The organism is Ectothiorhodospiraceae bacterium 2226 (assembly GCA_013348725.1).
Classification (GTDB): domain Bacteria; phylum Pseudomonadota; class Gammaproteobacteria.
Genome location: CP054689.1, coordinates 1,073,453 through 1,092,620, shown reverse-complemented (window position 1 = coordinate 1,092,620; position 19,168 = coordinate 1,073,453). Strand labels below are relative to the sequence as shown.

18 protein-coding genes are annotated in these 19,168 nt (G+C 68.6%); 6 read left to right on the top strand and 12 right to left on the bottom strand.

Annotated elements, in window-relative coordinates:
- Nucleotides 1–59: 59 nt before the first annotated feature.
- From fis to HUS23_05185, 8 genes are all read right to left on the bottom strand, one after another.
- On the bottom strand, nucleotides 60–335 hold the full coding sequence (gene fis / locus HUS23_05220; GenBank protein QKT03249.1) for a DNA-binding transcriptional regulator Fis: 276 nt from the start codon (nucleotides 333–335) through the stop codon (nucleotides 60–62).
- The gene (dusB, locus tag HUS23_05215) at nucleotides 332–1,318 is read right to left on the bottom strand and encodes a tRNA dihydrouridine synthase DusB (protein ID QKT03248.1); all 987 of its coding nucleotides are present in this window, start codon (nucleotides 1,316–1,318) and stop codon (nucleotides 332–334) included. The genes fis and dusB overlap by 4 nt, the downstream gene beginning before the upstream one ends.
- 626 nt (nucleotides 1,319–1,944) lie before the next feature.
- On the bottom strand, nucleotides 1,945–2,532 hold the full coding sequence (locus HUS23_05210; protein QKT03247.1) for a DUF3426 domain-containing protein: 588 nt from the start codon (nucleotides 2,530–2,532) through the stop codon (nucleotides 1,945–1,947).
- 52 nt (nucleotides 2,533–2,584) lie between these two features.
- On the bottom strand, nucleotides 2,585–3,460 hold the full coding sequence (gene prmA, locus HUS23_05205; protein QKT03246.1) for a 50S ribosomal protein L11 methyltransferase: 876 nt from the start codon (nucleotides 3,458–3,460) through the stop codon (nucleotides 2,585–2,587).
- Nucleotides 3,461–3,469: 9 nt separating this feature from the next.
- Entirely contained in the window at nucleotides 3,470–4,810 is a 1,341-nt protein-coding gene (accC, locus tag HUS23_05200; protein QKT03245.1) for an acetyl-CoA carboxylase biotin carboxylase subunit, read from the bottom strand.
- Between the two features lie 10 nt (nucleotides 4,811–4,820).
- A complete protein-coding gene (locus HUS23_05195; protein ID QKT03244.1) occupies nucleotides 4,821–5,276 on the bottom strand; it encodes an acetyl-CoA carboxylase biotin carboxyl carrier protein in 456 nt (151 codons plus the stop codon).
- A 6-nt stretch (nucleotides 5,277–5,282) separates the two neighbouring features.
- Complete coding sequence (gene aroQ / locus HUS23_05190; GenBank protein ID QKT03243.1) at nucleotides 5,283–5,741, bottom strand: type II 3-dehydroquinate dehydratase; 459 nt, start codon at nucleotides 5,739–5,741, stop codon at nucleotides 5,283–5,285.
- 145 nt (nucleotides 5,742–5,886) lie between these two features.
- On the bottom strand, nucleotides 5,887–6,432 hold the full coding sequence (locus tag HUS23_05185) for a TlpA family protein disulfide reductase (GenBank protein ID QKT03242.1): 546 nt from the start codon (nucleotides 6,430–6,432) through the stop codon (nucleotides 5,887–5,889).
- A 208-nt stretch (nucleotides 6,433–6,640) separates the two neighbouring features.
- On the opposite strand from HUS23_05185, the gene HUS23_05180 reads away from it, so the two are divergent.
- Complete coding sequence (locus tag HUS23_05180; protein QKT03241.1) at nucleotides 6,641–7,159, top strand: thioredoxin family protein; 519 nt, start codon at nucleotides 6,641–6,643, stop codon at nucleotides 7,157–7,159.
- Nucleotides 7,159–8,379, top strand: coding sequence for a hypothetical protein (locus HUS23_05175; protein ID QKT03240.1), 1,221 nt, complete (start codon nucleotides 7,159–7,161; stop codon nucleotides 8,377–8,379). Before HUS23_05180 ends, HUS23_05175 begins: the two co-directional genes overlap by 1 nt.
- A gap of 46 nt (nucleotides 8,380–8,425) precedes the next feature.
- Here HUS23_05175 and HUS23_05170 read toward each other — a convergent pair whose 3' ends face one another.
- The 4 genes from HUS23_05170 to HUS23_05155 all read right to left on the bottom strand — a co-directional run bounded on the left by HUS23_05170 (nucleotide 8,426) and on the right by HUS23_05155 (nucleotide 13,464).
- Nucleotides 8,426–9,694, bottom strand: coding sequence for a DEAD/DEAH box helicase (locus HUS23_05170; GenBank protein QKT03239.1), 1,269 nt, complete (start codon nucleotides 9,692–9,694; stop codon nucleotides 8,426–8,428).
- A gap of 144 nt (nucleotides 9,695–9,838) precedes the next feature.
- Entirely contained in the window at nucleotides 9,839–10,624 is a 786-nt protein-coding gene (locus HUS23_05165) for a sulfite exporter TauE/SafE family protein (protein ID QKT03238.1), read from the bottom strand.
- A 136-nt stretch (nucleotides 10,625–10,760) separates the two neighbouring features.
- Nucleotides 10,761–13,094: a protein-disulfide reductase DsbD gene (locus tag HUS23_05160; protein QKT04979.1), complete on the bottom strand. Its 2,334-nt coding sequence runs from the start codon at nucleotides 13,092–13,094 to the stop codon at nucleotides 10,761–10,763.
- Nucleotides 13,095–13,134: 40 nt separating this feature from the next.
- Nucleotides 13,135–13,464 carry a divalent-cation tolerance protein CutA gene (locus HUS23_05155; protein ID QKT03237.1) on the bottom strand — a complete coding sequence of 110 codons (330 nt, stop codon included), beginning with the start codon at nucleotides 13,462–13,464 and terminating at the stop codon, nucleotides 13,135–13,137.
- A 71-nt stretch (nucleotides 13,465–13,535) separates the two neighbouring features.
- On the opposite strand from HUS23_05155, the gene HUS23_05150 reads away from it, so the two are divergent.
- The 4 genes from HUS23_05150 (at nucleotide 13,536) to glnE (ending at nucleotide 19,144) form a co-directional block, all read left to right on the top strand.
- Nucleotides 13,536–13,973 carry an FxsA family protein gene (locus tag HUS23_05150; protein ID QKT03236.1) on the top strand — a complete coding sequence of 146 codons (438 nt, stop codon included), beginning with the start codon at nucleotides 13,536–13,538 and terminating at the stop codon, nucleotides 13,971–13,973.
- 190 nt (nucleotides 13,974–14,163) lie between these two features.
- Nucleotides 14,164–14,454, top strand: coding sequence for a co-chaperone GroES (gene groES / locus HUS23_05145; protein ID QKT03235.1), 291 nt, complete (start codon nucleotides 14,164–14,166; stop codon nucleotides 14,452–14,454).
- A gap of 42 nt (nucleotides 14,455–14,496) precedes the next feature.
- Nucleotides 14,497–16,140, top strand: coding sequence for a chaperonin GroEL (groL, locus tag HUS23_05140; GenBank protein ID QKT03234.1), 1,644 nt, complete (start codon nucleotides 14,497–14,499; stop codon nucleotides 16,138–16,140).
- Between the two features lie 112 nt (nucleotides 16,141–16,252).
- Nucleotides 16,253–19,144: a bifunctional [glutamate--ammonia ligase]-adenylyl-L-tyrosine phosphorylase/[glutamate--ammonia-ligase] adenylyltransferase gene (glnE, locus tag HUS23_05135; protein ID QKT03233.1), complete on the top strand. Its 2,892-nt coding sequence runs from the start codon at nucleotides 16,253–16,255 to the stop codon at nucleotides 19,142–19,144.
- The last annotated feature ends 24 nt before the right edge of the window (nucleotides 19,145–19,168 follow it).

Below are 19,168 nucleotides of genomic sequence, written 5' to 3'. Positions count from 1 at the left end.
AACAGGAGCTTAAGGGAGTTGGACCGTGCGACGTGCTGCGGCGGCCGTCGTGAGGCGCATCACTCGATGCCGTAGCGCGCGAGTTTCTTGCGCAGCGTCCCGCGGTTGAGGCCCAGAATGGCGGCGGCGCGGCTCTGGTTGCCGCCGGTGTAGCGCATCACGGTCTCCAGCACCGGTCGTTCGATCTCGATCATCACCATCTGGTAGAGATCGCCCGGCGGGTGCCCGTCCAGGTCGCGGAAATAGTTCTCCAGCGCCGCGCGCACGCAGGCGTGCAGGGGTTGCTCGTTGGCGCTTTCGGCGGACACCGCCAGGGTGGGGACGTTGCCGGTCATGCGGCCAGCTCCTTGCCCTCGGCAAGGCGGTCGAAGAACTCCCGAGTCATGGCCAATTGCTCCTTCACGGTTTCGACGCGGTTGACCGCCTGGCGAAAGGCGCCGCCGTGGGGCTGGCCCTTGCTGTACCAGGAGATGTGCTTGCGTGCCACGCGCACTCCCGTATGTTCGCCGTAGAAGGCGTACAGATTCTCCAGGTGCCCCAGGAGAATCTCGCGCACCTCGGCGGGGCTCGGCTCCGGCAGGTGCTCGCCGGTGCGCAGGTAGTGATCGATCTCGCGGAAGATCCACGGCCGCCCCTGGGCGGCGCGGCCGATCATCACCGCGTCGGCCCCGGTCTCGGCCAGCACCCGTTGGGCCTTCTCGGGCGTGGTGATGTCGCCGTTGGCGATCACCGGAATGCGCACCGCCTGCTTCACCGCGGCGATGGTGGCATATTCTGCCTCGCCCGTGTAGGCGCAGGCGCGCGTGCGGCCATGGATGGCGAGTGCCTGCACGCCGGCCTGTTCGGCGATGCGTGCGACCTCGACCGCGTTGCGATGCGCCGTGTCCCAGCCGGTGCGGATCTTGAGGGTGACCGGCACCTCCACGGCGCCGACCACCGCCTCCAGAATGCGACCCACCAGCGGCTCGTCGCGCAGCAGCGCGGAGCCGGCCATGACGTTGCAGACCTTTTTGGCGGGGCAGCCCATGTTGATGTCGATGATCTGGGCGCCGTTGTCGGCGTTGAAGCGCGCGGCCTCGGCCATCATGGCCGGATCCGCGCCGGCGATCTGCACCGAGCGCGGTTCGGTCTCGCCGGCATGATTGGCGCGGCGCAGGGTCTTCTCGCTGCCCCACAGCAGGGAGTTGGAACTGACCATCTCGGACACGGCCATGCCGGCGCCCAGGCTCTTGCACAGCTGCCGGAAGGGCCGATCGGTGACACCGGCCATCGGCGCCAAGACGAGATTGTTACTGGGCGTAAAGCAGCCTATCCGCATGGAAACGGCTCGGGTGGTGACACGGAGCGAGCGTTGCATCATACCCGCTGCGGCGTGAGAGGGTAAAGCCGCATCCCGACCCCGGCGGGCCGGCGGAACGCGGATGGGGGGTGGATCGTTGAGCCCATTGCGCGGTATGGCACCGCGGCACAGGGATGTGCCGCCGTGGGCGACGGCCGCAGGCCGTTGATCACGAAGCCAAGCGAAAACCACGCTTTTCGCTTGGCGTGGTCTGAGCCATCCAGGGATGGATGGATTCAGACCGACAAACAGCCGCCGCCGTGAGCGGCGGCCGCAGGCCGTTGATCACGAAGCCAAGCGAAAACCACGCTTTTCGCTTGGCGTGGTCTGAGCCATCCAGGGATGGATGGATTCAGACCGCCAAACAGCCGCCGCCGTGGGCGACGGCCGCAGGCCGTTGATCACGAAGCCAAGCGGAAACCACGCTTTTCGCTTGGTGTGGTCTGAGCCATCCAGGGATGGATGGATTCAGACCTTCCCGCGGCACAGGATGTGTCGCCGTGAGCGACGGCCGCAGGCCGTTGATCACGAAGCCAAGCGGAAACCACGCTTTTCGCTTGGCGTGGTCTGAGCCATCCAGGGATGGATGGATTCAGACCTTCAAATCAGTACAGCGCAATCTCGAAGCCGTGCGCGCGGCGGCCCGGGTCCATGATCTCGATGGCGACGTCGACCTCCGCGTCGGCCGCCATGGGCGCGTGGCCGCGTCCTTCGCGCAGGTAGGTGGCGGGCGTGAAGCGCCGACTCGCCACGGGCCGTCCGGTGAGGTCGAAGAGGGTGAGTTCGAGGGCGGGCAGCGGCTGCGCGTAGCCCGCCTGGTTGCGCAGCATCGCGGTGACCAGCAGCGCGTTCTCGACCTCGGGGTGCTTGCGGATCTCGGGGCGCAACACGGCGATCGCGCCGACGTCACGCTGCGGCGGCAGGGTGCAGTTCAGCGTCAGGCAGGCCCGCTCCAGCAGCGGCCGGCTGTCGGGCCACCACGCGGCGATCTGCCCCGCTTGGTGGCGGATCACCTGTGCGCTCGCCCCAACGGCCAGCACCACGGTGAGCAACGCCCACAGCAGGGTGCCGAGGCGCAGCCGGCGCCGCCGTGGGCGGCCCTCCAGGTCGGCGATCAGGAGGTCGCGCGCGCGCGGCGACGGGGCCTTGAGTTTCGGGCGGCGGGTTTTGCGCATGGCGAGATCGTCACTCATAAGCGGCATCTTGCCGAGGATCGGCGCACGCGTGGCTGAACCCCGTCACGCTTCAGGGGCGGGCGAGACATAGGCGGACCCAGCCCTCGCGCGTTGTTTCCGAGACCGGATCGCAACCGGCCGCGACATAGGCGGCTAGCACGTCGCGCGCCTGGTCGGCGAGTATGCCCGACAAGACCAAGCTGCCGCCTGGTGCGGTGAGCGCCGTGAGGCGGGGTGCGAGCGCGATCAGCGGGCCGGCGAGGATGTTGGCGACCACCGCCTCGGCCTGCACCGGCGGCAGATCCTCCGGTGCCACGGCCTCGAGCGAGTCTTCGAGCGCGTTCTTGCGCGCGTTGGCGCGGGTGGCCTCCAGCGCCTGTGGGTCGTTGTCCACCGCGACCACCCGCTGCGCGCCGAGCCGCAGCGCCGCCAGGGCAAGGATGCCGGAGCCGCAGCCGTAGTCGATGACCGTCGCGTCCCGCGGCGGATGGGCGTCCAGCCACTCCAGGCACAGCGCCGTGGTGGGATGACTGCCGGTGCCGAAGGCGAGCCCGGGGTCGAGCAGCAGGTTCAGCCCCTGCGGATCGGGCGCCTCGAAGCCGCTCGGCACGATCCACAGCCGCCGCCCGAAGCGCAGCGGCCGAAAGTGCTTCAGCCAGGCGCGGCTCCAGTCCTGATCCTCCAGCGGTTCCACCTGCCAGATCGGCAGAAAGCCCAAGCGGGCGACCAGCGCGGCCAGCACCGGTTCGGGTGCGGTGTCGTCGGGGAACAGGCCCACCGCCTCGGTGGACGCCCACAGGGGCGTCGTGCCGGGTGCGGGCTCGTACAGCGGTTGGTCGGCCGCGTCACGCAGCGTCACGGCCGCGGCGCCGGCCAGTTCCAGCGCCTCGGCCGCGGCCTCGGCGTGCGCCTGATCGACCCGCGCGATGATGTGCAGCCAGCCCATGCGCTTACCTCAGGAGCTGAGCTTCTTCTCCAGGTAGTGGATATTGGTGCCGCCGGCGATGAAGGCGGCGTCGCGCACCATATCCTCGTGCAGCGGGATGTTGGTCTTGATGCCCTCGATCACCATCTCGGCCAAGGCGTTGCGCATGCGGGCGATGGCGCTCTCGCGCGTCTCGCCGTGGGCGATCAGCTTGCCGATCAGGGAATCGTAGTACGGCGGCACCACATAGCCGTTGTACAGGTGCGAGTCGATGCGGATGCCCGGCCCCCCCGCGGTGTGGAACGCGGTAATGGTGCCGGGTGAGGGCATGAAGCGCTTGGGGTCTTCGGCGTTCAGGCGGCACTCGATCGCGTGACCGCGGATGACGATGTCCTCCTGGCGCCAGGCGAGGCGCTCGCCTGCGGCGATCCGCAGCTGCTCCTTGACGATGTCCACGCCGGTGATCATCTCGGTGACCGGGTGCTCGACCTGCACGCGGGTGTTCATTTCGATGAAATAGAACTCGCCGTCCTGGTAGAGGAACTCGAAGGTACCGGCCCCGCGATAGCCGATGGCCCGGCAGGCAGCCGCGCAGCGCTCGCCCATGCGCTCGCGCAGCTCGTCGCTGATGCCCGGTGCCGGCGCCTCCTCGATGACCTTCTGGTGGCGCCGCTGCATGGAGCAGTCGCGCTCGCCCAGGTGCACCGCATTGCCGTGCTCGTCGGCCAGCACCTGGAACTCGATGTGGCGCGGGTTCTCGAGAAACTTCTCCATGTAGACCGTGTCGTTGCCGAACGCCGCGTGCGCCTCGCTGCGGGTGAGCGAGATGGCGGTGATCAGGGCGGCCTCGCTGTGCACCACGCGCATGCCGCGCCCGCCGCCGCCGCCGGCGGCCTTGATGATCACGGGATAGCCGATCTCCTGCGCGATGCGCAGGTTCTCTGCGTCGTCGTCGCCGAGCGGACCGTCGGAGCCGGGCACGCAGGGCACCCCGGACTCTTTCATGGCCCTGATGGCGGAAACCTTGTCGCCCATCAAGCGAATGGTGTCCGGGCGCGGGCCGATGAACACGAAGCCGCTCTGTTCCACGCGCTCGGCGAAGTCGGCGTTCTCGGACAGGAAGCCGTAGCCCGGGTGGATGGCGGTGGCGTCGGTGACCTCGGTGGCGGCAATCACCGCCGGGATGTTGAGGTAGCTCTGCGCGGAGGCGGCCGGGCCGATGCACACGGACTCGTCCGCGAGGCGCACATGCTTGAGTTCGCGGTCGGCGTCCGAATGCACGGCCACCGTCTTGATACCGAGTTCGCGGCAGGCGCGTTGGATGCGCAGCGCGATCTCACCGCGGTTTGCAATGACGATCTTCTCGAACATGACGGCCCGACTATTCGATGATGAACAGCGGCTGCCCGTACTCGACGGGCTGCCCGTTCTCGACCAGGATGGCCTTGATGACGCCCGCCTTATCGGACTCGATCTGGTTGAGCAGCTTCATCGCCTCGACGATGCACAGGATGTCGCCCACCCCGACGCTGTGACCGATCTCGACGAACGGTTTGGCGGTCGGTGAGGGCGCGCGGTAGAAGGTGCCCACCATCGGCGACTTGACCACGTGGCCGCTGATCTCGGGGGCGGCCGGCGCCTCGGCGGCGGGTGCGGCGGCAGGCGCCGCGGCCGGAGCGGCCATGGCCGGCGCAGGCGCCGGCGCGTAGGCCGCAGCGGCCGGCATCTGGCTGTGCCGGCTGATGCGCACCGACTCCTCCCCCTCGCGGATCTCGATCTCGGCGACCCCCGACTCGTCCAGCAGTTCTATGAGTTTTTTGACTTTGCGGATATCCATGTGGGACTAACCTGCGGCAGCTTGTTGTTGATGCAAATGGTGCACTGCCGCCTGCAGCGCAAGGCTGTAGCCCTGCGCGCCCAGCCCGCTGATGACCCCCACCGCCAGATCCGAAAAATAGGAATGGCGGCGGAAGGCCTCGCGGGCATGAATGTTAGACAGGTGCACCTCGATGAACGGGATGCGCACGGCCGCCAGCGCGTCACGCAGGGCGACGCTGGTATGCGTGTAGGCGGCCGGGTTGATAATGAGAAAATCGACCCGCTGCGACTGCGCCGCGTGCACGCGCTCGATCAGCGCGTGCTCAGCATTGCTCTGGAAGGTCGCGAAGTCCAACCCGGCCGCGGCGGCCGCCTCGGCCAATTCGCCATCGATGTCGGCCAGCGTGCGCGCCCCGTACAGGTGCGGCTCGCGCGTGCCGAGCAAGTTGAGGTTGGGGCCGTTCAGCACCCAGAGCGTGGCCATGGTGGAAAACCTCGTTGCGGGCCGGCCGCGGCGGCGGGCGCCGGGCAGATCGCGCCATTGTGCACGAACGGCGGGAACTTGTCTATTCCTTGCGTGTTCGGCGCAGATGCCCGCAAAGTTTACCGCTGCCAGTGACTTCCTGACGCTACAGCAGCGGTAAGACCATCGTCTCGGCCGCCTTGAGGTCCAGTTCGCCGGCGTGGGTGTGGGTAATGCGCCCGTTCCGATCGTACACCACGGTGTAGGGCAGAATCCCGTGACGGTTCCCGAATTCCTGCGCCAGGGCGATGCCGCCCTGGCGCCCGAGTAGGATCGGGTAGTTCACGGCCATGTCGGCCAGGAAGGCCTCCACGGCCTCGGGTTCGTCGATGGCGATCCCGAGTACCACTAGCCCGTTCTCGTGATGCAGCTCCTGCAGGCGCACCAACTCCGGGATCTCGCGCACGCAGGGCGGGCACCAGGTTGCCCAAAAGTTGACCAATACCACCTGGCCGTCCCACTCGTCGGCGCTGCGCATGTTGCCGGACAAGTCGGGCAGGTGAAAGTCGGGTCGCGTCTCGGGCGCCTGCGGCGAGCGAGGCGCTTCCGCGAGCGGGGCCGGCGGCGCGGTGAGCCATTGGTGGAAGGCAAAACCGCCACCCGCGCCAATCAGCGCGACCAGGATGAGCAGCAGTACGAATCGAGCCGACATGGAACTCCTTGGCGCGCAAGTGGTAAAAGATACTAATAGGCATTTGACCAGATTAACGACACCGCGTTGCGCCAGATCAAAGCGTGGCGTGGCGGTCCGCGATAGATAGGTCGGCAGTGCGCAATCGTGCGCTACGTTAGGGGGAAACGGCGGGCCGCTCAAGGGGTGGCGTGTGCAAACCGCCCGTTCGGTGTGACGGAGGTGTGGCATGGCAAGGTGTAGCAGTGTGTGGGCAGGGGTGATGGCGCTGGCGCTCGCCGGCGCTGTGGGCACGGTACAGGCGGAACCGCCGGCCGGCTATCCCTTTGTGACATATGAAGAAGGTGTGCGCCAGGCGCAGGCCGAGGACAAACCCATCTTTCTCTACTTCGGCCGCGAGGGCTGCGGCTGGTGCGACAAAACCAACAAGGAGACCTTCTCCGACGCGGCGCTGCGCGAGCGCTACACCGAGAACTACGTGTTGGTGTATGTCGATGCCGAAAGCGGCCGGCGCCTGACCTTGCCCACGGGGGAGCGCATCACCGAGATGGAGCTGGGGGTGCGCCTGCGCGTGTTCGCCACGCCGGTGTTTGCCTACCTCGATTCGCAGGGCGAGCGCCTGTATTCCGCGCCGGGCTTCAAGACGGTGGAGGACTTCAAGGACATCGACCGCTATGTGCGCGGCGGCCACTACCAGCACCTCAGCCTGACTGAATTTCTGGCCGCGGAAGAGGCGGGCACGCTTTGATGCGCGTCCTCGGATGGTGTACGGGCGCGCTGCTGGTGCTGAGCGTCCATAGCGTCCCGGCGCAGGCCGAGCCCTGGCAGTTCGACAGCGCCATGCCGGTGACTGCCGCGCAAGGGGCCGCGTTGTTTCATCAACTCGAGGCCGCCGGGCGGCGCAGCGTGGCCGCTTCGGGCGCGACGGTGGCGGTCGCCTGGACGGACAACCGTGACGGCGCGCCGCGCGCCTATGTCGCGTTTCGCCAGGGTGGCGCCTTTACGGGTGAGCGCCGCGTGAGCGGTGAGCGCGATGCCTACGAGCCGGCCATTACGGGGCTCGGCGATGGGCGCTTCGTGGTGGTGTGGGAGGAGGATGATGCGGTGTGGGCGCGCGTGGTCGGTCCGGAAAGCGCCGGCGCGCCGCTGTCGCTCTCGAAGCAGCCCGCGGCCTATCCCACGGTGGCGGCGCGCGCAGGGCGCGTGTACGCCGCCTGGGCCGAGCAGGCGGGGCGGCACAAGCAAATCGTGGTGGCCGAACTCGGCGTGCAGGACGACGCCGCGATGGATCTCGTGCGCCGCGCGCCGGCCGACGCCGAGGTGCCCGCGGCCGAACAGTCTTACCCGGCCTTGGCGGTCACCGAGAGCGGTGTCGCCGTGGCCTGGGAAGACCGCCGCCACGGCCACACGCGTCTGTTCCATGCCTACGCGGCGACCGCCGCCGAGGCGCTGACCTTCTCCACCCACCGCCTGCTGAACGAGCAGCCGCCGCGCCAGAGCGAGATCTACGGACAGGGCAGCGGCGTGGCGCGGGTGAGCCTTGCGGCGCGCGACGAGCAGGTGCTCGCGGTGTGGATGGACAAGCGCGTGTTCGAGTTCGGTTACAAGATCTACGCCGCCCTCAGTACCGACGGTGGGCGTCGCTTCGGGGCCAACGAGGCGGTGCAGGACGTCTTCGGCGGGACCGCCGCCCAATGGCATCCCGCGGCCGTGCTCGGCCCCGAGGGCGCGGTGGCGGTCTGGGAGGATACGCGTGACGACGTGTCGGACATCCTGCTGTCGTGGCGCGAGGGCGCGGACAGCTGGAGCGACGATCTGTACGTTCCGCCCGCCAGCGGGGGCGGTTATCAGGGTGCGCCTGCCATGGCGGCCGATGCCGAAGGTAATCTGCACCTGGTGTGGCTCAACCGCGAGAGCCAGAACGGCCCGACCGAACTCCTGTACAGCTTCGGAAAACGGGCGCGGTGAACCGGGACGGCGGCAGTTCGGCTGCCGCCGTCACCTCAGCCTCGGCTCAGCGGTTACCGCCGGCGCGGCGCACCGCGGGTCGGCGCGGCGCCGCCTGGCCGGCGGGACGGCCGCCGCGGCCCGGACCGGGGCGCCGCCCGCCACGATTCTGGCCGTTGGGGATGGGTTCGGGCTGGGCGTTGAGGTCCGGCTCGAAGCCCGGTAGCACCAGCTTGGGCAACTCGCGCTTGAGCAGGCGTTCGATGTTGGCCATCAGCTTATGTTCGTCCACACAGACCAGGGAGGTTGCCTCGCCCTCGGCGCCCGCGCGGCCGGTGCGCCCGATGCGGTGCACGTAGTCCTCGGCCACGTTCGGCAGCTCGAAGTTCACCACGTGCGGCAGTTCGCTGATGTCGATGCCGCGCGCCGCGATGTCGGTCGCCACCAGCACCTGTAGCGTTCCCGCCTTGAACTCGGTGAGCGCGCGCGTGCGCGCCGTTTGGCTCTTGTTCCCGTGGATGGCCAGTGCGGGAATGCCGTCCTTGCCGAGCTGTTCGGCCAGGCGATTGGCGCCGTGCTTGGTGCGGGTGAAGACCAGCACCTGGTGCCAATTGTGCTGGCGGATCAATTCGGCCAGCAGCTGGCGCTTCTTGTCGCGGTCCACCAGATAGACCTTCTGCTCGACGGTTTCGGCCGCGGCGTTGCGGCGCGCCACCTCGATCATCGCGGGGCTGTCGAGCAGGCGGTCGGCGAGCGCCTTGATCTCGTCGGAGAAGGTCGCGGAGAACAGCAGGTTCTGCCGCCGGGGCGGCAACAGGGCCAGGACCTTGCGGATGTCGTGGATGAAGCCCATGTCGAGCATGCGGTCGGCCTCGTCCAGCACCAGAATCTCGACGTGCGAGAGGTCCAAGGTGCCCTGCTGCACGTGGTCGAGCAGGCGCCCCGGCGTCGCCACCAGGATGTCCACGCCGCTGCGCAGGCGCTGGATCTGGGGGTTGATGCCCACGCCGCCGAACATGGCCATGGACTTCAGCGCGACGTGCTTGCCGTACACCCGCACGCTTTCCTCCACCTGCGCGGCCAACTCGCGCGTCGGGGCGAGGATCAGGGCGCGCACGTGGCGGCGCCCGGCGCGCGGGGTGTCGCTCAGGCGCTGCAGGATGGGCAGCGTGAAACCGGCGGTCTTGCCGGTGCCGGTCTGGGCGCCGGCGAGCAGGTCGCCGCCGCCCAGCACGGCAGGGATGGCCTGGCGCTGGATCGGCGTCGGGGTGGTGTAGCCGTGTTCATTGACGGCGCGCACGATCGCGGGGGACAGGCCGAGTTCGGAAAAGCTCATAGCACTCCTAGAGACAAAAGTCGGCCCGCGCCCGCCCGGCGCCAGCCTTATCGATACGGGAAGATTTGCGCGGCGGGGCAGGTATTTGAGGTCGCCGCGGGCGCCATTGTAACAGAGCCGGCAGGGGGCCGGCGTGCGATTGTGTTACCACAGCAGCATGCGCAGCCCCACAAGGGCCAGTACCAGCGCGAACACTCGCTTCAAGATGCGGGTAGGCAGCGCATGCGCGAAGCGGGCACCGAGCGGTGCGAACAGCAGGCTGGTGAACGCGATGCCGATAAACGCCGGCCAGTAGACATAGCCCGTGCTCCCGGCGGGCAGCGCCTCGGCGCCGCGCCCGGCCGCCATGTAGCCCAAGGCGCCCGCCAGGGCGATGGGCAAGCCGCATGCGGCCGAGGTGGCGACCGCCCGCTGCAGGGCGATGTTGCACCAGGCGAGGTAGGGCACGGTGAGCGAGCCCCCGCCGATACCGACGAATGCCGACACGCCGCCGATGAGCGCGCCGGCGCCCACTTGGCCGCCCGTGCCGGGCAGGGTGCGGTGCGGTCTGGGCGGCGCGCCGAAGGCCATTTGTGCCGCCACGCTGAGGGCGAACAGGCCCACGATGACGGTGAGGGCCCGCGTCGGCAGGTGATCGGCCATCAGGGCGCCGACAAACACGCCCACGACGAGGCCCGGCGTCAGGCGGGCCACCACGTCCCACAACACGGCGCCGCGCCGGTGATGGGCATAGCTTGAGGAGGCGGCGGTGACCACGATGGTGGCCAGCGAGGTGCCGAGCGCGAGGTGCATGATCACCCCGGCATCGACCTCCTGCGCGGCGAACAGGAAGGCCAGTGCCGGTACCACCACCAAGCCGCCGCCGACGCCGAGCAGGCCCGCCAAGGTGCCCGCCAGAGCGCCGATCATGAGGTAAAGAAAGAGGGTCATCGCGTGCGCGCTGGGTCGTTGTGCTTAGACTTGGCAACCGCGAGACGCGGGCGCGTCAGCCTACCATAGCCGCCAGCGGGGAAGGGGAGAAAGACGCCTCCGGCACCGGCGTGGGCCGGTGCCGGAGGCGGGTCGCTCAGCGCTGCGCGGCGCGCTCCAGGTGCGGGCGGAAGTTAGCCGCGTCCATGTAGCCCACCACGCGGTAGTTGCGCATCTCCTCGCCGTTGCTGTCGAAGAACAGCATCATGGGCGGGCCGATCAGGCCGAAGTGGCGCAGCAGTTCGCGGTCCTGCGCGTCGTTGGCGGTCACGTCCGCCTTCAGCAGCGTGAAATTGGACATGGCCTGGATCACGCCCTGATCGCGGAAGGTGGTGCGTTCCATGCGGATGCAATCCACGCACCAGTCGGCGTAGAAGTCCAGCATCACCGGGCGTCCGGCCTGTGCCGAGGCGGCGACGGCGCGCTGCACGTCCTCCACGCTCTTGACCTTCTGGAACTCGACCTGCTGGGCCTGGACGGCCGCGCCGCCGCCGCCGGCGAAGCCGACGTCGCGCATGGGCTGCAGCAGGTCGCCGCGCCCGCCCAGGGCCGCGCCGATCAGCATCAGCACGCCCCAGAGGATGAGCAACCAGCCGATGCCCTTCCACAGGCGCCGCCAGCCCGAGGCGCCCTCGCGGATCGGCTCCAGGGCGCCCATGTAGATGGCGGCGATGATGAACAGCGAGGCCCACAGCAGGAGCGCCACGGTCGCCGGCAGCACACGCTCGACGAGCCAGATCGCCACCGCCAGCAGCAGCACGCCGAACACCGCCTTGATGGCGTCCATCCACGGCCCCGCCTTGGGCAACAGCTTGCCGGCCGAGGTGCCGATGGCGAGCAGCGGCACGCCCATGCCCAGGCTCATGGCGAACAGTGCCGCCCCGCCAAGCACCGCGTCGCCGGTCTGGCCGATGTAGATCAGCGCGCCCATCAGCGGCGCCGCCACACACGGCCCGACGATCAGCGCCGACAGGAAGCCCATGATCCCCACGCCCACCAGAGTGCCGCCCTGCTGGCGGTTGCTGACCTCGGCGAGCTTGCTCTGCAGGGCGCTCGGCAGCTGCAGGTTGTAGAAGCCGAACATGGCCAGCGACAGCAGCACGAAGATCAGCGCAAAGGTGCCGAGGATCCACGGGTTCTGGAAAGTGGCCTGCAAGTTGGCGCCGAACAGGCCGGCCAGCACGCCGGCAATGGTGTAGGTGACGGCCATGGCCAGCACGAACACCAGGGACATGGTGAACGCGCGCCGCGTGGTGATGGTGGCGCCCTGCCCGGCGATGATGCTGGACAGGATGGGGATCATCGGGAACACGCACGGCGTGAAGGCGAGCAGCAGGCCCAGGCCGAAGAACACCAGCACGTTGAGCCACAGGCGCCCGTCGGCGAGGCTAGCCGCGATGCGATCCTGTTCCGAAAGCGGCGGCGCGTCGGTCTCCGCTGGTGCCGCGGCCGGGGCCTGCGCGGGCGTGGTCGGCTGCGCCGGGGCCGCCTGTGCCGCGGGCGCCTCGCCGGTCAGCGCGGCAAGGTCCACGCGCGCCTCGCGCGTCATGGGCGGATAGCAAATGCCCGCGTCGGCACAGCCCTGGAAGGTGGCCTCCAGCAACGCGGCGTCGGCGGAGCTGGCGCCCTGCACCGGCAGGCGCACCTGCACGGCGTTGTAGTAGACCTCGGTCTTGCCGAAGAACTCGTCTTCCTTCGCCTTACCCTCGGGCAGCTGCGGCTCGCCGAGGCGCGCGCCATCGGCGTCCTTCAGGTTGAACTTGAACTGCTCGCGGTAGAGGTAGTAACCGTCCGCGATCTGGAAGTCCACGACGAGCGCATCACCGTCGGGCTGCACGGTGAAGCGGAAGGCGTCGTCGGGATCGAGGAAATCGTCCTGGCTCTGGAGGCCGAGGCGGTCGCCGAGGCGACTCAGGGCGGCGAGGGGATTGCTGCGCTGCTGGGGCTGGGTCTGCGCGGGCGTCTCTGCCGCGGCGGGCGGGGCGCGCGGCGCGGCCGCGCCGTCGGCGGCCGCGAGCGTGACCTCGACCTCCTGGCGATGCGGCGGGTAGCAGACCCCGAGGTCCGCGCAGCCCTGGGAGGTGGCCAGCAGCGTGAAAGTGTCGGACGCACCCTGCTCGCGCTCGACGGGGATCTCCACCGCAACGCTGTTGCGGTAGGTCTCGACCTCGCCGAAGAACTCGTCGGTGGTGACCTTGCCCGGTGGGATGTTCGGCTCGCCGAGCCGCACGCCCTGGGTGTCGGTCTCGAACTTGAAGCGCTCGCGGTACATGTAATAGCCGTCCGCGATGGTCCAGGTCGCGCGCACCGTATTGGCATCCACGGCCTCGACCTCGAGCGCGAACGCCTCATCCGGGTCGAGCAGCTCGTCTTCCTGGGCACCGACACCCGCCGCGAATCCCGTCGCTAGCACCAGGCACAGCACCGCCATCACGGCCCGCCAGGGCCAGTGGTACGCTTTCGTCATCGTTCTATTGGTCCAGGTTGTCGTCGATCCAGCGAAGGTAGGGGCGCAGCCCTCTGGCCATTGGGACTGCGATAACTTCGGGAAGTTCATAGGGATGCTGCTCGCACACCGCGGCTTCCACGGCAGGGTACCGATCCGCGCGGGTCTTGATCACCAGCAGCAGTTCCTCGTCACGCTCGACCGCGCCCTTCCAGTGGTACACCGACTCGAGTCCCGGCACGATGTTCACACAGGCGGCGAGGCGTTGTGCGACCAGGGCGTCGGCCACCTGGCGCGCGCTGTCGCGGTCCGGGCAGGTGGTCAGTACGAGTAGATGGGTCGTTGTTTCGTCCATGTTCGAACATTAACGTCCCCCGCGCGGCCGCACAATGGGCGCGCCCCCGCCCCGCCCCTTATACTGGCGGGATGCGATCCCTACGTGCGTTGTTTCTACTGTTTCTCATCGTTCCCCTGGTCGAGATCTACGTCCTGATCCAGGTCGGCGGCATCATCGGCGCCTGGCCGACGGTCTTCCTGGTGGTATTCACGGCCCTCCTCGGCGCGGTGATGCTGCGCTATCAAGGCATTGCGACGTTTCTGCGGGTGCGCGCGGCCTTGATGCGCGGCGAGGCGCCTGCCCAGGCCATGCTGGAGGGGGTGGTGCTGCTGGTCGGCGGGACCTTGCTGCTGACGCCGGGCTTCGTCACCGATGCGATCGGCTTCCTCTGCCTGCTGCCGGTCACGCGTCGCGCGCTGGTGCTGTGGGCGATGGGGCGGGTGTTGGCCGGCGTGTGGCAGCGCCCGGCGGGGCGTTCCGGCCCGCGCACCATCGAGGGCCAGTTCCGCCGCGAAGACGATCGCTAGCCCTGCCGACGCCCCTTCCCAGCCCCTGTCCTAACTGACTGTGCCGGCGTTCAAAACCCGCACCGGGAGACGCTTGACTCTCGGTTGACCCTGGGTATTATTAGCACTCGTAACGAGTGAGTGCTAACAAGCGACAGCTGGGCGCCCTCGTGACTCACGTTTCCACTCTGCTTTGGGGAGAAAGAGGATAATGAACATTCGTCCGTTGCATGATCGCGTGATCGTTCGCCGCATGGAGGAAGAGCGCACCTCCGCGGGCGGCATCGTGATTCCGGACACGGCCAAGGAGAAGCCGGCTCAGGGCGAGGTTGTCGCTGTGGGTAATGGCAAGATCCTGGAGAACGGCGAGGTGCGCAAGCTCGACGTCAAGCCCGGTGACAAGGTGCTGTTCGGCAAGTACGCCGGGAGCGAAGTGAAGATCAGCGGGGAAGAGCTGCTCGTGATGCGCGAAGAAGACATCATGGGCGTCATCGAAGGCTAAAGGCCGCCGCGTTTTCGGGAATCAGGTAAGAGGAATACGAGTATGACCGCGAAAGAAGTGAAGTTTGCCGAAGAAGCCCGTCACCGCATGCTGCGCGGCGTGAACACGCTCGCGAACGCCGTGAAGGTGACCCTGGGCCCCAAGGGCCGCAACGTCGTCATCGACAAGAGCTTCGGTGCCCCCACGATCACCAAGGACGGCGTCTCCGTCGCCAAGGAGATCGAGCTCAAGGACAAGTACGAGAACATGGGCGCGCAGATGGTGAAGGAAGTCTCCTCGCAGACCTCCGACGTGGCCGGTGACGGCACCACCACGGCGACCGTGCTGGCGCAGAGCATCCTGACCGAGGGCATGAAGGCGGTCGCCGCCGGCATGAACCCGATGGACCTCAAGCGCGGTATCGACAAGGCGACCCACGCCGCCGTCGAGGCGCTGCAGAAGCTGTCCAAGCCCTGCGCCGATGACAAGGCCATTGCCCAGGTGGGCACCATCTCGGCCAACTCCGACGAGTCCATCGGCAGCATCATCGCCGAGGCGATGAAGAAGGTTGGCAAGGAAGGCGTGATCACGGTCGAAGAGGGTTCCGGCCTCGACAACGAGCTGGACGTGGTCGAGGGCATGCAGTTCGACCGCGGCTACCTGTCGCCCTACTTCGTGAACAATCAGCAGAACATGAGCGTCGAGTTGGACGAGCCGTTCATCCTGCTGTGCGACAAGAAGATCTCCTCCATCCGCGAGCTGCTGCCCGTGCTGGAAGGCGTCGCCAAGGCCGGTCGGCCGCTGCTGATCATCGCCGAGGACGTCGAGGGCGAGGCGTTGGCCACCCTGGTCGTGAACACCATCCGTGGCATCGTGAAGGTTGCCGCCGTGAAGGCGCCGGGCTTCGGCGACCGCCGCAAGGCCATGCTGCAGGACATCGCCATCCTGACCGGCGGCTCCGTGATCTCCGAAGAGGTCGGCCTGTCCCTGGAGAAGGCCACCCTGGATGATCTGGGCAACGCCAAGCGCGTCGTGATCACCAAGGAGAACAGCACCATCATCGACGGTGCCGGCAACTCCAAGGACATCGAGGCCCGCGTGAAGCAGATCCGCGCGCAGATCGAGGAAGCCACCTCGGACTACGACAAGGAGAAGCTGCAGGAGCGCGTCGCCAAGCTGGCCGGCGGTGTGGCCGTGATCAAGGTCGGTGCGCAGACCGAGATCGAGATGAAGGAGAAGAAGGCCCGCGTCGAAGACGCCCTGCACGCCACGCGTGCGGCGGTGGAAGAGGGCGTGGTGCCCGGCGGTGGCGTGGCGCTGATCCGCGCTCTGGAGAGCATGACCAAGCTCACCGGCGCCAACCATGACCAGGACGTGGGCATCAACACCCTGCGTCGCGCCATGGAAGAGCCGCTGCGTCAGATCGTGGCCAATGCCGGCGACGAGCCCTCCGTGATCATCAACAAGGTCAAGGAAGGCAAGGGCAACAACGGCTACAACGCCGCCACCGGCGAGTTCGGTGACATGATCGAGATGGGTATCCTGGATCCGACCAAGGTGACCCGCACCGCGCTGCAGAACGCCGCGTCCGTGGCCGGTCTCATGATCACCACCGAGGCGATGGTGGCCGAGCTGCCGCAGGACGACAAGTCCGCGCCGGCGATGCCCGACATGGGCGGCATGGGGGGCATGGGCGGCATGATGTAAGCCGCGCACCCCGGTGCACCGAAAAGCCCCGCCTCGGCGGGGCTTTTCTTTTTCCGCCTGCATGACCCGCCCGTGCTTGGCGCCGCCCGCGCGGCGCCGTAAGCTCTCTCCCATGTCCGATCCGACCCTTCCTGAAGACCTGCCGGCCACGCTGCAGGCCCGCGTGCGCCGGGTACAAGAACAGCTGTCTGAGCGGGGTGCCGCCTGGCCACAGGACCCTGCGCTGGCCGCCGCGCTGGTGCGCGCACTGGCCGTCAGCGACTTTGTCGCCCAAGGCCTCGCGCGCGAGCCGGCACTGGTGGCGCGCTGGGAGGCGCAGGGAGTGCTGCGCGAGGCGGTCACGCCGGAAGCGGTGCAGGCCGCCTTGGCCGAGGCCTTGCAAGGCGTGCCGGACGAGGCGAGGGGCGAGGCCGAGCTGGGCGAGGCGCTGCGCCGGGCGCGGCGGCGGGTGTGGATGCAGCTCGCGTTACGCGATATCGCCGGCGTGGCGCCGCTCGAGGAGGTCGTGGCCGCGCTGTCGGCCTTCGCCGATGCCGCCATCGGCGCGGCGCTGGCGCGTCTGTACCGCTGGCAGTGCGCCGAGCTCGGTACGCCGTGCGACGCCGGCGGTCGGCCGCAGCACATGGTGGTGCTCGGCATGGGAAAGCTGGGCGGCGGCGAGCTGAACTTCTCCTCCGACGTCGACCTTATCTTTGCCTATCCGGAGGAGGGTGAGACGCGGGGCGGGCCGGGGCGCGCGCGCGCCAACGAGGAGTTCTTCACCCGCCTGGGGCGGCGCCTGATCGGCCTGCTGAGTCAGCCGACCCCGGAGGGGTTCGTGTTTCGCGTCGACGTGCGGCTGCGCCCGTTTGGCGACAGCGGCCCGCTCGCCCTCTCGTTCGACGCCCTGGAGCAGTACTACCAGGTCCACGGCCGGGAGTGGGAGCGCTACGCGATGCTGAAGGCGCGCCCGCTCACCGGCGACCCCGAGGACGTGCGCCAGCTCATGGCGTTGCTGCGCCCCTTCGTCTATCGCCGCTACCTCGATTTCGGCTCCTTCGAATCCCTGCGTGAGATGAAGCAGCTCATCAACCAGGAGGTGCGGCGCAAGGGCATGGACGAGAACGTGAAACTCGGGGCGGGCGGCATCCGTGAGGTGGAGTTCATCGCCCAGGCGTTTCAGTTGATCCGCGGCGGCCGCGAGCCGGAGCTGCAGGAGCGCAGCCTACTGGTGATCCTGGAGCGTTTGGCCGCCCTTAACTACCTGCCGCACTATGTGGCCGAGGCTTTGCGCGCGTCTTATCGCTTCTTGCGCCGCACTGAACACCGTGTGCAACAGTTCGCCGATCAGCAGACGCACGCGCTGCCGCAGGACCCCGAGGGGCGGGCGCGGCTCGCCTACGGCATGGGCTACGCGAGCTGGGAGGCCTTCGCGGCCGAGTTGGCCAGTCATCGGGGCCGCGTGCACGAACAGTTCGCCCAGGTGTTCGAAGCGCCGCAGACACGGCACGCCGAAGCCGACGAACTCGATCTGGCCGGCGTGTGGCTCGATACGCTCGAGCCGGCGGCGGCCGAGAGCGCCCTGCAGGCGGCAGGGTTCGCCGATCCCGCTGCGGCGCGCGCGCGGCTCACCGGACTGCGCGAGGGACACACCGGCCGCAGTCTGAGCGGGCGCGGCCGCACGCGCCTGGAGCGCCTCATGCCCTTGCTGATCGGCGCGGTCGGCCAGGCAGAGGAGCCCGACCGGACGCTCGGCCGGGTGGTGCACCTGATCGAGGTAATCGCGCAGCGCACCGCCTACCTCGCCCTGTTGGTCGAGAATCCGATGGCGCTGTCGCAGCTGGTACGCCTGTGCAGCGCGAGTTCCTGGGTCACGTCGTTGCTCGCCCAGCACCCGCTGCTGCTGGACGAGCTGCTCGATCCGCGTGCCCTGTACGCGCCGCCCGACAAGGCGGCCATGGCCGCCGAGCTGCGCGCGCGCCTGGCGCGGCTGGACCCCGAGGACCTGGAGCAGCGCATGGACGCGCTGCGCCACTTCAAGCAGGCGCAGACCCTGCGCGTGGCGGCGGCCGACGTCGCCGCCGCCATGCCTTTGATGGTGGTCAGCGATCACCTCACCTGGCTGGCCGAAGTGGTGCTGGACGAGGTGCTGGAGCTTGCCTGGGGGCACTTGGTGGCCCGCCACGGGCGCCCGGTGTGCAGCGCCGACGGCACGGTCTGCGACAAAGGCTTCGCCATCGTGGCCTACGGCAAGCTCGGCGGCATCGAGCTCGGCTACGGTTCCGACCTCGATGTCGTGTTCGTGCACGGGGGCGACGACGACGCACGCCTGACCGAGGGCGACCGGCCCATCCCCAACGCCCAGTTCTTCGCGCGTCTGGGCCAGCGCATCATCCATCTACTCACCGCCCACACCGCCGCCGGCGTGTTGTACGAAGTCGACCTGCGCTTGCGCCCGAGCGGAGCCTCGGGGCTGCTGGTGACGGGGCTTGACGCCCTAGCGGAGTACCAGCGCAGCGAGGCCTGGACCTGGGAGCATCAGGCGTTGGTGCGGGCGCGGGTGGTTGCGGGCGATCCCTTGATCGCGGACGGCTTCGGGAAGGTGCGCGCCGAGGTGCTGAGCCGCGCGCGTGACGCCGCGGCCTTGCGCGAGGACGTGCGCGCCATGCGTGCCCGCATGCGCGAAGCGTTGGCCGCGCCGGCGGCGGCGGGCTTCGACCTCAAGCAAGGCGCCGGAGGTATCGCGGATATCGAATTTATGGTCCAATACGGCGTTCTGTCATGGGCGCATAAGCATCCCGCCCTGCTGCGCTATACGGACAATATCCGCTTGCTGGCCGGCTTCGCCGAGGCGGGGTTGTTGCCGCCCGAACAGGCCCAGTTGCTCAGCGACGCTTACCGGACCTTCCGCGCGCGCCTGCACCGCCTGACGCTGCAGGGGCTGCCTCCCGTCGTGCCGGCCGATGAGTATGCCGCCGAGCGCGAGGCCGTGAGCCGGGTGTGGCAGACGCTGATGGAGCCCTGAGCGGGGCGCGTCGCCCTGACATGA

Coding starts and splice junctions, on each gene's coding strand:
- HUS23_05210 (QKT03247.1), bottom strand. CDS start 2,532: ATGAGTGACGATCTCGCCATGCGCAAAACCCGCCGCCCGAAACTCAAG.
- HUS23_05175 (QKT03240.1), top strand. CDS start 7,159: ATGCGCGTCCTCGGATGGTGTACGGGCGCGCTGCTGGTGCTGAGCGTC.
- accC (QKT03245.1), bottom strand. CDS start 4,810: ATGTTCGAGAAGATCGTCATTGCAAACCGCGGTGAGATCGCGCTGCGC.
- HUS23_05165 (QKT03238.1), bottom strand. CDS start 10,624: ATGACCCTCTTTCTTTACCTCATGATCGGCGCTCTGGCGGGCACCTTG.
- HUS23_05180 (QKT03241.1), top strand. CDS start 6,641: ATGGCAAGGTGTAGCAGTGTGTGGGCAGGGGTGATGGCGCTGGCGCTC.
- HUS23_05155 (QKT03237.1), bottom strand. CDS start 13,464: ATGGACGAAACAACGACCCATCTACTCGTACTGACCACCTGCCCGGAC.
- dusB (QKT03248.1), bottom strand. CDS start 1,318: ATGCGGATAGGCTGCTTTACGCCCAGTAACAATCTCGTCTTGGCGCCG.
- glnE (QKT03233.1), top strand. CDS start 16,253: ATGTCCGATCCGACCCTTCCTGAAGACCTGCCGGCCACGCTGCAGGCC.
- groL (QKT03234.1), top strand. CDS start 14,497: ATGACCGCGAAAGAAGTGAAGTTTGCCGAAGAAGCCCGTCACCGCATG.
- HUS23_05150 (QKT03236.1), top strand. CDS start 13,536: ATGCGATCCCTACGTGCGTTGTTTCTACTGTTTCTCATCGTTCCCCTG.
- prmA (QKT03246.1), bottom strand. CDS start 3,460: ATGGGCTGGCTGCACATCATCGCGCGGGTCGATCAGGCGCACGCCGAG.
- HUS23_05170 (QKT03239.1), bottom strand. CDS start 9,694: ATGAGCTTTTCCGAACTCGGCCTGTCCCCCGCGATCGTGCGCGCCGTC.
- HUS23_05195 (QKT03244.1), bottom strand. CDS start 5,276: ATGGATATCCGCAAAGTCAAAAAACTCATAGAACTGCTGGACGAGTCG.
- groES (QKT03235.1), top strand. CDS start 14,164: ATGAACATTCGTCCGTTGCATGATCGCGTGATCGTTCGCCGCATGGAG.
- aroQ (QKT03243.1), bottom strand. CDS start 5,741: ATGGCCACGCTCTGGGTGCTGAACGGCCCCAACCTCAACTTGCTCGGC.
- fis (QKT03249.1), bottom strand. CDS start 335: ATGACCGGCAACGTCCCCACCCTGGCGGTGTCCGCCGAAAGCGCCAAC.
- HUS23_05185 (QKT03242.1), bottom strand. CDS start 6,432: ATGTCGGCTCGATTCGTACTGCTGCTCATCCTGGTCGCGCTGATTGGC.
- HUS23_05160 (QKT04979.1), bottom strand. CDS start 13,094: ATGGCGGTGCTGTGCCTGGTGCTAGCGACGGGATTCGCGGCGGGTGTC.